Below are 16,660 nucleotides of genomic sequence, written 5' to 3'. Positions count from 1 at the left end.
CGTCCTCGCTCGGCTCCCCAGCACAACGGCATCACGCGTGCCGGACCTTCTGCCCTGGAATTGGCAGCCATCGGAGCGCCGGCGCGCAGCATGACCACGGCCTACGCCGGATGCTTACGATTCAACAATTTCGCTTTTACGAGTGAGCTTCGAGCGGCGTCTCACATATACCAACATTCAAGAGCCGCATCCCACGCAGCGCCAAAGACGATCACGCCACCTATCATGGCGCTTCCGATTAGTATCCCGAGGCCAAGCCTACTGTGTCTCCGTAGGAGTACCCTACTTTCTTCCGCTAGGGCGGCAAGATTCGCCTCAAGCTCTGCTTGCCGTTTCTCTGCTGCAACAACCCTTCGTCCTGTGACCTGCATCACGCCGCCAATCCGATTTACCTCTGCCGCCACCCCCTTTTCAAAGGCCTCGACGCTGCGTTCGAGCTGAGCTTGCATCTCCGCGAGCTCAGCCTCCGTCTTCCGGAGTGTGCCGCTTCGTCTGGCTCGAAGTTCCTCGATACGGGTATCAAGTCGACTAGTCATGGTTCCATCCCCCTATCAGCCTGTCGATGGATATCGTGTCCGCGTCGAGGCTGACCATACGGGCCCGCGGCATGACCAAGGCCGCATCAGAGGCCGGACACATGTCAGCACCCGGTGAAGCGCGGAAAGCAGCTCTGAAATTACCCCTTGCGCAACGGGCGGTTACACATGTTGCACAAATCCCTTTTGGGGGCTCTGTCCGGAAAGATCCTCTGCCTGGTCCCTTGTCCCTTGACCAAGCCCTGTTCCCCCCTGATCGTGCATGGGCGTCTCCTTTTCTGTCTGTCGTGGATAACTGTCCTTTCCCCCTGCACTTTTCGCAGTCCGTCTGTCCCGGTACGTGCGATCCGACCCTAGCAGAAAATTCCCCGGCGTATGTCTATTCGCCCGAACGGGTTTTCCTATCACCCTGCGCGCGCCGTCCCGGATCTGGTCCGCAGCGGGCCGCGCGGAAGTGGACACGAGACACCCCGCCGTGGCAAAATCCTGCCTCGGGCATGGCGGTCGATTGCCACGCAATTGGCGCAGCACGCCAGAAAATCATGCACTTCCGGCGGCAGTTCTGAGAACCTGCGACCGTCGCGGGAGGATCGCGAGACACTTTGAAGACGACAATGTCATGGGAGGACAGAATGCTTGACGGACTTCTTCGCGGGCCCAAGGGCCTGATCGGAACGGCGGCGCTGGTGGCGCTCGGCCTCGGCACGCCGGCACTGGCGCAAAGCCAGCTGTCGATCGCGACCGGCGGCACGGGCGGCGTCTACTACCCGCTCGGCGGCGGCCTGGCCGAAATCATCAACACCCATATCGACGGCTACTCGGCCACTGCCGAAGTCACCGGCGCCTCGGTCGAGAACATGGGCCTGATCGCCACCGGCGATGCGGACCTCGCCATCGCCCTGGCCGATACCGTCGCCCAGGCCTACAGCGGCACCGGCCGCTTTGAGGGCCAGCAGCTGTCGATGGTGCGCGGCCTGGCCTCGCTCTATTCCAACATGGTGCATATCGTCACCCTGGAAGGCAGCGGCATCTCGACCCTGGAAGACCTGCGCGGCAAGCGCGTGTCGGTCGGCGCGCCCGGCTCGGGCACCGAGGTCAACACCGCCGCCATCCTGGACGCCAACGGCATCAGCTACGACGACATCGAAGAGCAGCGCCTGAACTTCAACGAGACCGCCGACGCGCTGGCCAACGGTGATATCGACGTGGGCTTCTGGTCGGTCGGCGCGCCGACCTCCTCGGTGCTGAACCTGGCCACCACCCAGAACATCTCGTTCATCACCCTGACGCCCGAGCAGCTCGAAGCCGCCAAGGCCGCCGACGCGACCTTCGCCGTCAGCACCCTGGCCGGTGGCACCTACACCGGCGTCGACGAGGACATGGACGTGCTGGGCATTCCCAACGTGCTGGCCGTCTCCTCCGAGATGTCCGACGACCTGGCCTATGCGATCACCAGCGCCATGTTCGAGAACATTGCCGAGCTGCAGGCGGTGCACCCGGCGGCGAACCAGACCACGGTCGAGTTCACCCTCGGCGCGACCCCGGTGCCGCTGCACCCCGGCGCGATCCGCTACTTCGAGGAAATCGGGGCCGAGGTCCCGGATCGCCTGCGCCCGTGATGCGCGGCATCAGCGGAGGGCTTCTGGCCCTCCTCCTGTCCCTGCCCGGCATCGTCCGGGCAGAGATCCTTCTGGCGACCCGCGAAAGCGGCGAGGAGATCGCGCGTTTCGAGGTGCCCGAGGGCGGACGCTGGTGCGTGCTCTGGCATCACTCGGTCAAGGGCTTCGAGGTCTCCGACTGCTACCAGAACCGCAACGGGCACATGGTGCTGGTCTGGTCGCACCTGCCGGATTTCGCAGCCGGGCTCGACCACATTCCCGGACGCGGACGCCAGGTCACCGATGGACAGGGTGGCTACTTCATACTGGATATCGACGAACCCGTGCCGGGCGACGCCTATGTGCTGCGACCGGGGGCCGGGCCGGTCGATCACCGGATCAGGATGGGTGACAGGGAGGTATCCCTGTCGGCGGTCGCCACGCACGAGCGGGTTCGGATCGCCCTGAGGGGGACAGAGGACAAATGACGACGGACAACGAAACCACAACTGGCCCTAACTCTGGCCCGGCAACCGGCCCGATGCCGCAGCCGCGCTTCGTGCTGGGCGCGATCACAGTGATCGGCATCGCCCTGTCTCTGTTCCAGCTCTGGTCGGCGGGGGTGCAGCCCCTGGGCCTGTTCTTCCAGCGCCCGATCCACCTGGGGTTCATCCTGGTGCTGTGCTTCCTGATCTACCCGGCCTTCGGGCGGGACCGCACGCGCGGCGCGCTCGGCTGGCTCATCGACGGCGCGCTGATCCTGTGCAGCATCGCGGTCGGGGCCTGGGTGCCGATGAACATCGACACCATCGCCAACCAGATCTTCCCGCGCCAGATCGACGTCTGGATGGGCGTGCTCACCGTTCTCGTGGTGCTCGAGGGCGCCCGCCGGTCCGTCGGCCTGGGCATGACCGTGATCGGCGTGGTCTTCGTCATCTATGCCTTCGCCGGCAACCGCGGAGAGCTGCCCTTCCTCGCCGACTGGATGCCCGGCATCCTCAACCACCGCGGCTACTCGCTGGACCGCCTCGCCAGCCAGATGACCCTGGGGGCCGAGGGCATCTACGGCATCCCGCTGGGGGTGGCTGCCACCTTCGTCTTCATCTTCGTGCTCTTCGGCGCCTTCCTCGAGGTGACCGGCGCGGGCAAGTTCTTCATAGACCTCGCCTATGCCGCCACCGGGCGGCAGCGCGGCGGCCCGGCCAAGGCGGCGGTGATCGCCAGCGCCGGCATGGGCTCGATCAGCGGCTCAGCGATCGCCAACGTGGTCACCACCGGCGCCTTCACCATCCCGCTGATGAAGAAGCTGGGCTATCGCCCCGCCCAGGCCGGCGGGATCGAGGCCGCGGCCTCGACCGGCGGGCAGATCATGCCGCCCCTGATGGGCGCCGGCGCCTTCCTGATGTCCGAGTTCACCCGAGTGCCCTACGTGGACATCGTGCTGATCTCGATCTTCCCGGCCGTGCTCTACTTCGGCGTGGTCTACCTGATGGTGCATATCGCCGCCGTCAAGCAGGGCATGACCGGCCTTGATGCCGCCGAGCTGCCGCGCACCCGCACGGTCCTGGCCGAGGGCTGGCACTTCCTGTTGCCGCTGGTGGCGCTGATCGCGCTGCTGGTCGCGGGCTATTCGCCGATGCGCGTCGGCTTCTATGCCATCGGCGCGATCCTCGCCGCCGCCGCGGCCCGCGCGCTCTGGACCTTCGCCACCTCCGGGCCCAGTGCCGCCGGCTTCATCGCCCTCTGCCGCCGGGGCATTGCCCTGACGCTGGAGGCGCTTGAGCTGGGCGCGCGCAATGCCGTGGCCGTGTCGATGGCCTGTGCCGTCGCCGGCATCATCGTCGGTGTCGTCGGGCTGACCGGTCTGGGGCTGAAGTTCTCGGCCATGATGATCGCCTTCTCGGGCGGCAACCTGCTGCTGGCGCTGATCCTCGTGGTCCTGGCCTCGCTGATCCTCGGCATGGGCCTGCCGGTAACGGCAGCCTATATCGTGCTGATCATCCTCGTCGGCCCGGCCCTGACCGAAGAGTTCGGCGTGCCGCTGCTGATCGCCCACCTGGTGGTCTTCTGGTACTCGCAGGACAGCAACGTGACCCCGCCCGTGGCCCTGGCCGGTTTCGCCGGCGCCGCCATCGCCGGCTCGAAGCCGATGGAGACCAGCGTCCAGGCGTGGAAATACGCCAAGGGCCTCTACCTGATCCCGCTCTTCATGGTCTACAACGACGAGATCATCCTCGGCGGCCCGCTGCCGCTGGTGCTCTGGAGCGGCGCCATCGCGATCCTCGGGCTGGTGGCCTTCGCCGCCGTCCTCGAGGCCTTCCTGTGGCGTCCCATGCAGCTGTGGATGCGGGTGCTGCTGATGCCCGGCATCGTGGCGCTGTTCTGGCCCTCGCTGAGCATCGAGATCGCCGGTGCGGCCCTGGTGGTGGCGCTGCTGGCGCTGAACTGGGTGCAGGCGCGCCGGGACCGCGACGACGGCGCCGGTCTGGCGGCATGACGCAAAGGCAAGGCCGCGCCATGATCCTGGCGCGGTCTCTCGCATGCGCGGTGCTCATGGCGACGCTGGCATGGTTCGCCGCGCAATCGCGCGCGGTCGCCACCGCCGGGCACGAACTGGATCAGACGCTGCTGCTGACCACCCGCGCCGTCGAGGCCGAGATCAACCGCCTGCGCGCCCTGCCCTCGGTCACCGGCGAGGATGCGCGGATCCGCGGGGCGCTCTCGGGCACCGGGACCTTGCAGGAGGCCAACGCCTACCTGCAGGCCGTCTCGGCCCATACCGGGGCCGATGTCCTCTACCTGCTGGATGCGACCGGGCAGACCATCGCCGCCTCGAACTGGAACCTGCCGGAAAGCTTCGTCGGCCAGAACTACGCCTTCCGCCCTTACTTCCAGGAGGCCATGCAGAGCGGCTTCGGCAGCTACTACGCCATCGGCGTGACCACCGGCGTGCCAGGCTATTTCCTCTCGGCCCGGGTCGAGGTCGCCGGCAGCCCCGGCGTGGTGGTGGTCAAGCTGGACCTGCAGCCACTGCAGGAAACCTGGCGTGCCGCCGAGGCCGATGTGGCCCTGGCCGATGAACACGGGGTGGTCTTCCTCTCAGCCCGTCCGGAGTGGCAGTACCGGCCGCTGGTGGCGCTGCCGGAAGCGGTACTGGGCAGCCTGACCGGGGCGCGCACCTACGAGGGCGTGGGGCTGGACGCGGCCACCCCGCTGCTCATCGCCCCGCCCGAGGGCGCCGACGCGCGCGGCGACAGCTGGATCGCCCGCATCGGCCAGGTGCCCGCGACCGGCGGTCAGGTCATCGCCGCCCGGCCCCTGCGCGGGGTGCACCTGGTGGCCTGGGCCTGGGCGGCGCTGGCCGCGCTGGCGACCCTTGCCGTCTCGGCCACCCTGCATGGTCTGGAACAGCGCCGCCAGCTCATCGCCATGCGCCTGTCGCAGTCCGAGAAGATGGAAGCCATGGTGATCGAGCGTACCGCTGATCTCGGCTGGGAGATCGAGGCCCGCAAGCAGGCCGAAGCCGACCTGCGTCGCACCCAGGAGGCGCTGATCCACACCGAGAAGATGGCCGCCATGGGCCGTATGTCCGCCGCCATCGTACACGAGATCAGCCAGCCCCTGGCCGCGATGGAGGCCACGCTGGCCGCCGCCGAGCTGGGCATCCCGCCGGGCGACACCCGCACCCCTGCGCGGATCACCAAGGCCCGCGACATGATCCGCCGCATGCAGCGCACCACCAAGCACCTGCGCAGCTTTGCCCGCAAGGACCGGGTCGAGCTGTCGCGCATCGACCTGCGGGCCCCGATCCGCTCGGCGCTGGACCTGGTGCTGCCGCGCGCCCGCACCGTCGGTGTCGCCCCGGTGCTGCACCTGCCCGGCGAACCGGTTCCGGCCATGGCCGGCGGGGTGCGCATCGAACAGGTGGTCGCCAACCTGCTGCTCAATGCCCTCGACGCGGTCGAGGCCGTCGCCGCGCCCGAGGTCTCGATCACCCTGGCCCGCGAGGGCAACGCGGCGCGGATCACCGTCTGCGACAACGGCAGCGGCATCGCCGCCGAGGACCTGCCACGGGTCGAGGATCCGTTCTTCTCGACCAAGCAGACCGGCGAGGGCCTCGGGCTGGGGCTGGCGATCTGCAAGGCGATCCTTGCCGATTTCCGCGGAACGCTGGATATTCGCTCCATCCCGCAGGAGGGCACCCGGGTGAGCGTCACCCTGCCCCTTGCCGACCCCGACGAAGACAGGACGTGATGGCAGCCCGAATTCATATCGTCGACGACGACGCCGATCACCTGGCCGCACTGGCCGACCTGGTCGAGACGGCGGGCTACGAGGTCGGCGCCTTCGGCTCAGCCGCCGCGCTGCTGGCCGTGGCCCCCGAAAATCCGCCCGACATGGTGATCAGCGATCTTCGGATGCCGGGCATGGACGGGATCGGACTGCTCAGGGCGATGCGGGCCCAGTCGATTGCCGCGCCGGTGGTGCTGGTCACCGGGCATGGCGATGTCGCCCATGCGGTCGAGGCGATCCGCGCCGGGGCCGATGACTTCCTGGAAAAACCCTATGACTCGGCGCATCTGCTGTCGATCATCCGCCGCACCGTCGATGCCCAGGCGGCCCGGCAAGAGGTGTCGCGGCTGCAACGGGTCCTGTCCGAGCGGGACCAGGTCAGCCTGCTTGGCAAGTCCCGCGCCATGCGCGCCTTCCGCGACCGGATCGCGGCGCTGGCCTCGGTCGATCTCGACGTGGTGATCACCGGCGAGACCGGCACCGGCAAGGAGCTGGCGGCGCGCGCCATCCATGCGGGCAGCAGCCGCGCCGAGGGGCCCTTCGTGGCGCTGAACTGCGCCGCGCTGCCCTTGTCAATGGCCGAGACGATCCTCTTCGGCCACGACCAGAGCACCTTCGCCCATGACGCAGGCGGGCGCCCTGGCAAGCTGGAAGCCGCCCATGGCGGCACGCTGATGCTCGACGAGGTCGAGACCATGGCGCCCGCGATCCAGGCCAAGCTGTTGCGTGTCCTGCAGGAACGGGCCATCGAGCGCATCGGGGAAACCGCGCCACGGCCGCTGGACGTGCGGGTGATCACCACCACCAAGGCCTCGCTGCGCCTGCTCGAGGGCTTCCGCAGCGACCTGTTCTTCCGTCTCGCCGGCACCGAGCTTGCCACCCCGACCCTGCGCGAGGCCGGAGAGGACATCCCCCTGCTCTTTGCCCATTACGCCCAGCTTGCTGCCCGGCGCTATGGCCGCCCCGACCCCGACCTGCCCTGGCTGCTGCAGGAGAAACTCAAGCGCCTCGCCTGGCCCGGCAATGTCCGGGAGCTGAAGGCCAGCGCCGAGGCCTATGCGCTTGGCCTGCTGGACATGCCGACCGGCGCGCCCGCCCCCTCTGCCGCTGCGGCCGGGCCTGCGACCCTTGCCGACCGGGTGGCCGAATTCGAGGCCCGCGAGATCGCCGCCGTCCTCGATGCCCACGCCGGCAACACCCTGCGCGCCTCGCAGACCCTCGGCATCCCGCGCCGCACCCTGAACGACAAGATGCGCCGCTACGGGCTGACCTCGGATTCCGGCAGCGACCGCGAGGCCTAGGTCATCGCACGCGGCAAGCGAGGGCGAGCGTCGGTCCTGCAATGGCGCGCGCCCGGGATCGCCCTGCCGTCGAAGCGGCAAGGTGACAGCCCTCGGCCATTCGGCAAGTCCCCGACGAGGTGAAGTGGTCCTAGGAATCCGGACAGTCGGCTAAGGTGTATCCCAAACCTTTGAAGGGATACGAGAATGGCGAAGCGCCGGAACTTTACAGACCAGTTTAAGGCCAAGGTGGCGTTGGAAGCGCTGCGTGGCGACAAGACCGTGCAGGAGATCGCGGCGAAGCATCAGCTACACCCTAACCAGGTCAGCACGTGGAAGCGGCAGGCCATCGAGGGCATGGCGGACGTATTCTCGGGCGGCAAGCAAAGCGGCCCGACCGAAGCCGAAGTCAAGGAGCTTCACGCCAAGATCGGGAGGCTGGCGGTGGAGAACGATTTTTTGTCGGAAGGGCTCAAGAGGTGAGCCCGGCAAAGAAACGGTCGATGGTCCAGCGCGACCATCCCGAACTGAGCATCAGCCGGCAATGCAAGCTGGTGAACCTGAGCCGGTCGGCGTTCTACTACACGCCGGTCGGTGTTGATGCCGAGACGCTGGCGATGATGAAAGAGATTGACCGCGTGTTCACGAAGTATCCGTTCTTCGGGTCACGCCAGATCGCGGCCTATCTGCGCCGGGAAGGCACCGTCGTGGGCCGCCATCGCGTGCGCCGACTGATGGCGAAGATGGGGCTGGAGGCAATCTACAAGCGCCCCAGAACCAGCCAGCGGCATCCGCAGCACCCGGTTTATCCGTATCTGCTGAGGAAAATGCAGATCGACCGACCCAACCAGGTCTGGTGTGCGGATATCACCTTCGTGCCGGTCAAGAACGGCTTCCTGTATCTGGTTGCCATCATGGATTGGGCCACGCGCAAGGTGCTCAGCTGGCGGCTGTCGAACACGATGCATGCCGACTTCTGTGTCGAGGCTCTGAACGAGGCCATCGCGAAACACGGCCCACCGGAGATCATGAATACAGATCAAGGGTCGCAGTTCACGGGATCGGCCTGGATCGCGACGTTGACCGAGGCAGGCGTGCGCATCTCGATGGATGGGCGCGGCCGTTACCTCGACAACATCTTCATCGAGCGCCTCTGGCGAAGCCTGAAACAAGAGGCCATCTACCTTGAGGAAATCACCGACGGCTTCCAGGCGCGGCGCGTCGTTAAGGACTGGATGGCCTTCTACAACACCAAGCGGCCCCATTCCGGGCTTGATCGGCGGACGCCAGACGACGCATATTGGGCAGGCTTGGAAGAGCAAAAAGCAGCATGAAACCTAAACCCGATACACCTTAGAAACGCTGCAAACCTGTCCGAAATGATAGGACCACTTCACATCGCCGGTTTGGGGATGCTCCGGGTCTGCCCCTCTTCCCGATGCCAGCACTTCGGGTGGAAGCGTAAGGCGCCGTTCGCCCCGAATTGGGTGATGCCTCGGGAACGGAGGTAGGTCTCAGCAAGCGTGCCTGCGACCGGCACCGAGGCAGCAAACAAGCGCGCCGCCGCCGCAGGAGTGCCACCGGTCGCCTTGGCCTTCCTCGGCTCTTGCCTACCCGGGACGACCGGCTGCGGACGGCCAAGATGCGCTCGGGCCTCGGCGAGAAGGTCGGGGAAGCGCGTGATCCCCGTCCGGGCGCGGATGATGTCCAGGAGATCGCCATGCTCGCCTGTGGCCCCATCCGTAAACTTGCCCGCTGCTCCTGGTCCCGACGCAGGGCCCGTCAACCGCACGAAGAGCGACCGACCGGGGTTGTTCTGCAGATCGCCGACGATCCAGTAGGATCCTTCCCGCCGTCCGGCGGGAAGGTAGGCACGACAGACGCCTTCGGCATTTTCTGCCAGATCGCGCACGAGGTCTTCGGTCTCGGAATACATGGGTCAACAACCTCCGCGATCATGTAGCCTTGCGACAGGACAACGTGCAAGCAGACGATCCAGTGTCGCGACGCCATCGGCGTCGGTCGGGCAAAACAGCCGAAGCTTCCAACTAATAATCTCCGAGAAGAAGCCATCGGCCTTGAGCCGATCCTTGGCTGCCTCCGAGAAGCCCGAGAGTTCGATCCGGTTCGCGCCCATGACGCGCGAGCGGTGCAATTCCATCCCTTCGGACAGGCACACCGCGGTCTTGCCCTCCAGAACGAGGGCATGGACCTGCGCGGCCGAGAGCTTGGGCGCATCGGCGGCCAGCGTGGTCGCGACCCAGGCAGGCGAGACGCGGCGGCCGATGATGCGCTGCCCGTCATCGGTCTGCAGGCGGTAGACGCGGGTTTCATCCTGGGGAAGCTGTTTCCAGATCGGCAGCAGCAGACCTGCGACGATGTGCAGCGTGGCTTCGGAGAACTCCGGCACCTCGGCCAGTTCCCCGGTCCAGGCGGCGGAGAAGGCTGCACGGTCGGCCTCGAGCCAGTGGGTGTCCTCCATGATCCTCGCCGGGACTGTGCTGGCATCAAGCGGGCGGATCAGGCGCAGGCGCGGCTCGATGGTCCCATCGTCCAGCATGTGACTGGTGGCGGGAACCTGCACGGCAGCCCGGCCCGAGCGGCTGTTGATGAGACACCGCGCCTGCGGGTCATCCAACCAGTCGAGCGCATCGGCCAGCGAGGTAGGCGTGTTGCGGCGCTTTTCCGCGATGGTCAGCAGCTGGGTTTCCGCGCCGGAGCCCGGATGGGTGTAGATGACCTGTGCGTCGGTCACCCGGAAGCTCTCGGCACGAAGTGTCTCGAGCCCGAGATCATAGACCCCGGCGGCGATGGCGCCCTCAATTCGCTGATCGAGCAGCTCCTCGAAACCCGCGAACAACACGGCCTGCATGTCGATCGTCAACGCCAGCAGGCGATTGAGGAAGGTCGTGATCGGCGGCAGGTCATCCTTCAGCCCGTTGTCATCGGTGAGCCCAAGGCCAGTGGCATCCTCGAAGGCCCCGAGCGAACATCCCGCCAGATCGCCGCGATAGATGCGGCGGTAAAGCTGGCGCAGGGCGTCGCGGGCGTAGGGCGACTCGAGGTTGTCTTCGGGCCGGAACAGCCCTTGCCCGCCGGTCTGGCGCTGGCCGCGCGTTATAGCGCCAAGCGTGTCGAGACGTCGCGCAATGGTCGACAGGAACCGCTTCTCCGCTTTGACATCGGTGGCCACCGGCCGGAAGAGCGGCGGCTGCGCCTGGTTGGTTCGGTTGGTGCGTCCGAGGCCCTGAATCGCCGCGTCTGCCTTCCAGCCGGGTTCCAAGAGGTAGTGGACCCGCAGGCGCTGGTTCTTCGCCCCGAGATCGGCGTGATAGCTGCGCCCGGTGCCGCCAGCATCCGAGAAGATCAGGATGCGCTTTTCGTCATCCATGAAGGCTTGGGTCTCAGTGAGGTTCGCGGCTCCGGCCCGGTTCTCCACCACGAGCCGTGCCGAATGCCCTTCGCCCTTGCGCACGATGCGCCGTGAACGCCCCGTGACCTCGGCCACGAGGTCGGTGCCGAAGCGCTGGACGATCTGGTCGAGCGCCCCCGGCACGGGCGGCAGGCTGGCCAGCTTCTCGATCAGCGCATCGCGCCTGCGGGCGGCTTCGCGGCACTCGACCGGCTGACCATCCCGCACTACGGGCCGGGACGAGAGATTGCCCTCGCTGTCGGTGAAAGGCTCGTAGAGCTGCACCGGGAAAGAATGGGCGAGGTAGTCCAGGACATACTCCCTGGGAGTGATGTCACAGCGGATATCGTTCCATTCGTCGGTCGGGATCTCCGACAGGCGGCGTTCCATCAGTGCCTCGCCCGTCGAGACAATCTGGATGACCGCCGCATGACCCGCATCCAGATCGGCCTCGATGCTGGCAATGAGGGTCGGCGTCTTCATCGAAGTGAGCAGGTGACCGAAGAACCTCTGTTTGGCGGACTCGAAAGCTGACCGCGCGGCGGATTTGGCCTGGCGGTTCAGCGTGCCCGACCCGCTCGGCCCGTCGGCCGCGCCGGAAATGTTCGCAGCCTCCAACGCCGCGGTCAGGTTGTTGTGAATGATGGCGAAGGCCTCGGCATAGGCATCGTAAATGCCGCGCTGCTCGGGGCTGAGCGCGTGTTCCAGCATCTCGTATTCGACACCGTCATAGGAAAGCGACCGCGCTGTGTAGAGGCCGAGCGCCCGAAGGTCGCGGGCCAGAACCTCCATCGCCGCGACACCGCCAGCCTCAATGGCTTCCACGAATTCCGACCGGGTCTGAAAGGGGAAATCCTCCCCGCCCCAAAGCCCGAGACGCTGCGCATAGGCAAGGTTGTGGACCGTCGTCGCGCCCGTGGCCGAGACATAGACCACGCGGGCATTCGGCAGTTTGTGCTGCAGCCGCAGACCCGCCCTGCCCTGCTGCGAGGCCATGGTATCGCCGCGTTCGCCTTTGCCACCGGCGGCATTCGCCATGGCATGGCTTTCGTCAAAGAGGATCACCCCGTCGAAATCTGCCCCGAGCCAGTCGACGATTTGGTCGACGCGGGATTTCTTCCCACCTCGTTCTTCCGAACGCAGCGTCGCATAGGTGGTGAAGAGAATGCCCTCGGTAAGCGGGATGTCGCGGCCTTGTGCAAAGCGCGAGAGCGGCGTGACCAGCAGGCGCTCCTGCCCGAGCGCCGACCAGTCGCGCTGCGCATCTTCCAGCAGCTTGTCGCTCTTCGAAATCCAGAGCGCCTTGCGGCGGCCCTGGCACCAATTGTCGAGCAGGATCCCGGCCGATTGGCGGCCCTTGCCCGCCCCGGTGCCATCGCCGAGGAAGAAACCCCGGCGGAAGCGGACGGCGTCAGCGGCGTCCTCCGGTGCAGCGGAGACCACGTCTCCGGTCTCATCCGCGGTCCAAGACCCAGTGAGATGCGCGCCATGCGCCTCCCCCGCATAGATGACGGTCTCGAGCTGCGCGTCTGACAGCAGGCCGTCGCGCAGGATGGTCGCCGGAAGCTTGGGGCGATAGCTCGGTTTCGGGGGCGCGACAGAGGCCATGGCCGCCGATTGCACGAGCTTGGTCGGGTGCAGGGCCGCGCCGGGGAGATCAATGGCCTGCAGGCGGAAGGTCTCGTAGATCGCGTCGGACAGCCGTGCGGCATCTGCGTCCTCGGCGGCGTCGCGGAGTGCGTAGTCCAGGTCTTCGGCCTCGATCGGCGTTTCAGGTGTCGCCGGGTTGGCTGCAGAGGTCGCGTGCGATCGGCTGGCGGGTTTGCGGGTGGTGAGGTGAGAATTTCCCGGAAAGGGGGAAGAATGGCCCTGCCCCGCAGCAGGAGCTGGATCCAGTTCGAGGCGCGGCGGAACCTCGGCAGTGACCCCGGACATCAGATGTGCCACGTCCGGGGATGTGGGTTGGCGCAGGTCTGCGGTGATGCCGCCCGGCTCGCCGCCGCGGCATTTATCGAAGACAGAAATCCGCGTCTCGAAGCTGGTGCCGTGCTTGGCGAAAGCTACGCCCGACACCGCGCCGGTGAAGACGAGATGGGCCGTCTCGGTCAGACGGCCGAAGGTCTCGGCCCAGGCAGGCGCATCCGGCGCAAATGCGGCCCCTGTGATGGCAACGAGCCGCCCGCCGGGGACCAAGCGCGCGAGGGCCGAGCGCAGATGCCGGGCCGTCGCCTCGGTCGACCGACCATCGACATTGGCTTGGGCCGAGAAGGGCGGGTTCATCAGGACGACGCTCGGGCTCGAGGAGGCGTCGAGATGATCATCGATCTGCGCGGCATCGAACCGGGTGGCCGGGCGGCCCGGGAACAGCAGGCCAAGAAGATCGGCGCGGGTGTCGGCCAACTCGTTCAGAGCCAGAGTGCCGCCGGCGATCTCGGCGAGGATCGCCAGAAGCCCGGTCCCGGCAGACGGCTCTAGGACAAGATCACGGGGCGTGATCTGTGCTGCCGCCACAGCCGCGAGCCCCATGGGCAGCGGCGTCGAGAATTGCTGAAAGCGCTCCATCTCTTCCGACCGCCGGGTGTGCGTGGGCAAGAGGCCTGCCACCTTGGCGAGGATCGGCAAGAGCGCCGCAGGCGAGCCGGCACGCGCAAGCAGCGCCCGACCGAACTTTCGCAGAAAGAGGATCAGCGCCACCTCGCCCGCCTCATAGGCGAGCTTCCAGTCCCAAGCACCGGTCGCATCGGAACCGCCAAAGGCATGTTCCATCTCGCGGCGCAGGCGCAGCGCGTCGATCTGAAGCCCTTGCGCCAGATCGGGCTGCAGCGCTTCGGCAACAGCAACGATCGCAGGGGCAGGATTTGCTGCCAACGGGACAATGGGCGCAGGCAAGGACGCCTGCGCAACAGGGGCAAGATGGGTCATCGGGAAACTCCGGAATGAAGGACAGGATCAGGCCCGTACACCCTCTCTCGGGCAGCCTCGGACCTGATCTTTCCCGGCCCCTCTCTCCCTCTCGAATCCGACGCGTCCCGGAAGCTCGGCTTGATTTTGTTCTTGTTATGTTCTATATTCTGAGCCAAGCCAGAAAGGGGGTTCCACCATGGAAAGCACCACCCGCGCCCTGCCCGTAACACCCAAGCAGATTGCCTATGCGCGGTCGCTCGCCCTGCGCAACCGGACGCTCCTGCCCTGGGAGGTTCAGCAAGACCGGCGATCTTTGAGCACGTGGATCGAGGCTCAGGCCCGGCTGAAGCCGGTATCGGACATGGACGGGCTGCCCACGTCCAAGCAGGTGGCCTTCGCTGAGAAACTCGCCCGGATTAATCGACGCGCCGTTCCGGACGAATGCTTTCGCGACAGGGGGCTCATGTCGAAGTGGATCGACGGGAACAGGTGAGAACGGCACCGGCTGGCTCCGACCTGCCGGAGATTCTGCCATACCGCGGTTTGGCAAACCGAGCGCAGCTGCCAAGCTGTAGGTTGGCAGACTGGACCTTCGGGACATCAGCCTCGGTCAAGCTCCTGTCCGAAGGACCAAGGTCTGGTTCCGGCGGCACGCCGGGAGGTGCACCGCTGCGACCTTCGGTAACCACCGCAAGTCGTAGCCGTCTCTCAACCCAGCGTCTTCAGATCTCCCTCCCCTTGGGGCTAGTCCCTCAGTTCTTTGGAAATGGTGAGATAGGAGCGTCCATAACGCTGGAAAAGCATTCTCATCAAAGAAACCTGTAGATGTCTCTTTGAAAATCTGTCACTTTAAGTATCATGGACACCGCAAGGTCACAGAATCTGAAGAAAGTGCTCGATGCCGTACCCGCCGGGTATCTGGTCGACGCGGCATGGCTCGTCTCGCAGGGCATCGCCTATGAGAGCTTCCGTGACTATGTGAAACGCGGCTGGCTGGAGCGCATCGCACGCGGTGTCTTCCGCCGACCAGTCCCGAATATGCAGGCGTCCAACAGCATCGACTGGAAGACCTGCATCCTTTCGATGCAACATATCATGGGTCATGATCTGCATGTCGGGAGCACAACGGCACTCGGTGAACAAGGACATGCCCATTACCTCCGCCTGGGGGAAAGCGCTCCAGTCTGGGTCTATGGGGACAAGGTCCCGAACTGGCTGATCAAACTGCCGACGGATGCCCCTTTCAGTATCCGCCCCCGTTCCTTGTTCACCGATCCGAAGCTGGGCGTGATCGAGGGCAAGAATTCTGGCCTGCCATGGGACTGGGGTCTGACGATGTCGACGCCGGAGCGCGCAATCCTGGAAGCCATGGACGAGTTGCCCCACCATGAGAGTTTCCACACGCTCGACATGGTCTTCGAGAGCCTGACAACCCTGCGCCCAAGGCTGATTTCCGACCTCCTGCAAGCGTGCCAGAAAATCAAGGTCAAGCGCCTGTTCTTCGTCTTCGCGGACCGCCACGATCATTCCTGGCGCAAACGGATCGACCCGCAGGCATTCGACCTCGGCAGCGGCGACCGAGCCTTGATCCAGGGCGGCAAGATCCACCCGCGCTATCGGATCATGGTGCCAGAAGAATTCGTGAAACCGGAGGCCGAAAATGGCGCGTGAGACCTATGAAGCCCAGGTTGCGCTCCTGGTGCGCGTCCTGCCCAATGTCGCGGGCGAAAGCGTCTTCGCGCTCAAGGGCGGGACGGCCATCAACCTCTTCCACCGCGACCTGCCTCGGCTGTCGGTCGACATCGACCTGACCTACCTGCCAATCAAGGAACGCGCCGAGAGCCTGGACGAGATCAACGCCGCGATGGATCGCATCGCGGCTTCCATCGAGACCGGAATCCGAGGCGCGAAATCGCAGCGCATCCAAGGGGGCGGCGGCGGAGCCACCCGGCTCCTGGCGCGCCTCGGGAATGCCGAGATCAAGATCGAAACCTCGCCCGTGACCCGGGGCGTAGTCCACGACCCGGAAGTCCGGACCGTATCTGCCGCCGTGGAGGATGCCTATGGCTATGCCGAAATGCAGATCGTCTCGTTCGAGGACCTGTTCGCGGGAAAGCTGCACGCCGCCCTGGACAGGCAGCATCCCCGGGATCTCTACGACGTCACACTCCTCTACGAAAACGAGAGCCTGACGCAGGACCTGTTCCACACCTTCCTGATCTATGTCGCCAGTTCGCCGCGACCGGCGCATGAGCTGCTCGATCCGAACCTGATCGATCTCGAGCAACCCTACGCGCGGGAATTCGAAGGCATGACCAGAACACCCGTCCCGCTCGCTACGCTTTTGGCGACACGCCTGAAGTTGGTCGCCGATCTGCAATCGAGGCTCGATGACAAGGCGAGGCAGTTCCTCCTGACGCTTCAGGACGGCGAGCCTGACTTTGCGGCGATCAACCGCTCGCAAGCCGCTGAGCTACCGGCCGTGAAGTGGAAAGTCCTCAACCTGAACAAACTGAAGCGCGACAACCCCGAAAAACATGCCACGCATCGCGACGCCTTGTTGAAGCTCCTGGGCTGAGCCACGCCCAGCACCGTCGCGAGGGGCGCTTTGCGTTGGCCATCCTCATCGCGTCGATG

12 protein-coding genes are annotated in these 16,660 nt (G+C 65.9%); 9 read left to right on the top strand and 3 right to left on the bottom strand.

Features of this window, described 5'->3' with window-relative positions; genetic code table 11:
- Positions 1 to 161: 161 nt before the first annotated feature.
- Positions 162 to 536, bottom strand: coding sequence for a hypothetical protein (locus ACRARE_RS22295; protein WP_432658519.1), 375 nt, complete (start codon positions 534 to 536; stop codon positions 162 to 164).
- 632 nt (positions 537 to 1,168) lie between these two features.
- On the opposite strand from ACRARE_RS22295, the gene ACRARE_RS22290 reads away from it, so the two are divergent.
- From ACRARE_RS22290 to ACRARE_RS22265, 6 genes are all read left to right on the top strand, one after another.
- Positions 1,169 to 2,155 carry a TAXI family TRAP transporter solute-binding subunit gene (locus tag ACRARE_RS22290; protein ID WP_010139618.1) on the top strand — a complete coding sequence of 329 codons (987 nt, stop codon included), beginning with the start codon at positions 1,169 to 1,171 and terminating at the stop codon, positions 2,153 to 2,155.
- The gene (locus ACRARE_RS22285) at positions 2,155 to 2,622 is read left to right on the top strand and encodes a DUF1850 domain-containing protein (RefSeq protein ID WP_432658518.1); all 468 of its coding nucleotides are present in this window, start codon (positions 2,155 to 2,157) and stop codon (positions 2,620 to 2,622) included. The genes ACRARE_RS22290 and ACRARE_RS22285 overlap by 1 nt, the downstream gene beginning before the upstream one ends.
- On the top strand, positions 2,619 to 4,631 hold the full coding sequence (locus ACRARE_RS22280) for a TRAP transporter permease (protein WP_432658517.1): 2,013 nt from the start codon (positions 2,619 to 2,621) through the stop codon (positions 4,629 to 4,631). The genes ACRARE_RS22285 and ACRARE_RS22280 overlap by 4 nt, the downstream gene beginning before the upstream one ends.
- A 56-nt stretch (positions 4,632 to 4,687) precedes the next feature.
- Positions 4,688 to 6,388 carry a sensor histidine kinase gene (locus tag ACRARE_RS22275; RefSeq protein ID WP_432658516.1) on the top strand — a complete coding sequence of 567 codons (1,701 nt, stop codon included), beginning with the start codon at positions 4,688 to 4,690 and terminating at the stop codon, positions 6,386 to 6,388.
- Entirely contained in the window at positions 6,388 to 7,728 is a 1,341-nt protein-coding gene (locus ACRARE_RS22270) for a sigma-54-dependent transcriptional regulator (RefSeq protein WP_432658515.1), read from the top strand. Before ACRARE_RS22275 ends, ACRARE_RS22270 begins: the two co-directional genes overlap by 1 nt.
- Positions 7,729 to 7,914: 186 nt before the next feature.
- Positions 7,915 to 9,041, top strand: a protein-coding gene (locus ACRARE_RS22265; RefSeq protein ID WP_404818002.1) for an IS3 family transposase whose coding sequence is annotated in 2 segments (ribosomal slippage) — positions 7,915 to 8,185 and positions 8,185 to 9,041 — 1,128 coding nt in all. Because the reading frame shifts where the segments join, the coding sequence is not laid out codon by codon here.
- 59 nt (positions 9,042 to 9,100) lie between these two features.
- Here ACRARE_RS22265 and ACRARE_RS22260 read toward each other — a convergent pair.
- Entirely contained in the window at positions 9,101 to 9,643 is a 543-nt protein-coding gene (locus ACRARE_RS22260) for a DUF7146 domain-containing protein (RefSeq protein WP_432658514.1), read from the bottom strand.
- 3 nt (positions 9,644 to 9,646) lie between these two features.
- Positions 9,647 to 14,041 (bottom strand): strawberry notch-like NTP hydrolase domain-containing protein, encoded by a 4,395-nt coding sequence (locus ACRARE_RS22255; protein ID WP_432658513.1) that lies wholly within the window; start codon positions 14,039 to 14,041, stop codon positions 9,647 to 9,649.
- Between the two features lie 178 nt (positions 14,042 to 14,219).
- Between ACRARE_RS22255 and ACRARE_RS22250 the strand changes: the two genes are divergently transcribed.
- The 3 genes from ACRARE_RS22250 (at position 14,220) to ACRARE_RS22240 (ending at position 16,601) form a co-directional block, all read left to right on the top strand.
- Complete coding sequence (locus ACRARE_RS22250) at positions 14,220 to 14,516, top strand: hypothetical protein (protein WP_432658512.1); 297 nt, start codon at positions 14,220 to 14,222, stop codon at positions 14,514 to 14,516.
- Between the two features lie 365 nt (positions 14,517 to 14,881).
- Positions 14,882 to 15,694 (top strand): type IV toxin-antitoxin system AbiEi family antitoxin domain-containing protein, encoded by an 813-nt coding sequence (locus ACRARE_RS22245; RefSeq protein ID WP_007803286.1) that lies wholly within the window; start codon positions 14,882 to 14,884, stop codon positions 15,692 to 15,694.
- A complete protein-coding gene (locus ACRARE_RS22240; RefSeq protein WP_007803284.1) occupies positions 15,684 to 16,601 on the top strand; it encodes a nucleotidyl transferase AbiEii/AbiGii toxin family protein in 918 nt (305 codons plus the stop codon). The genes ACRARE_RS22245 and ACRARE_RS22240 overlap by 11 nt, the downstream gene beginning before the upstream one ends.
- The last annotated feature ends 59 nt before the right edge of the window (positions 16,602 to 16,660 follow it).

Origin of the sequence: Pseudooceanicola aquaeponti (genome assembly GCF_050897975.1) — a bacterium.
Lineage (GTDB): Bacteria > Pseudomonadota > Alphaproteobacteria > Rhodobacterales > Rhodobacteraceae > Pseudooceanicola.
This window is presented reverse-complemented; position numbering and strand designations above follow the sequence as displayed.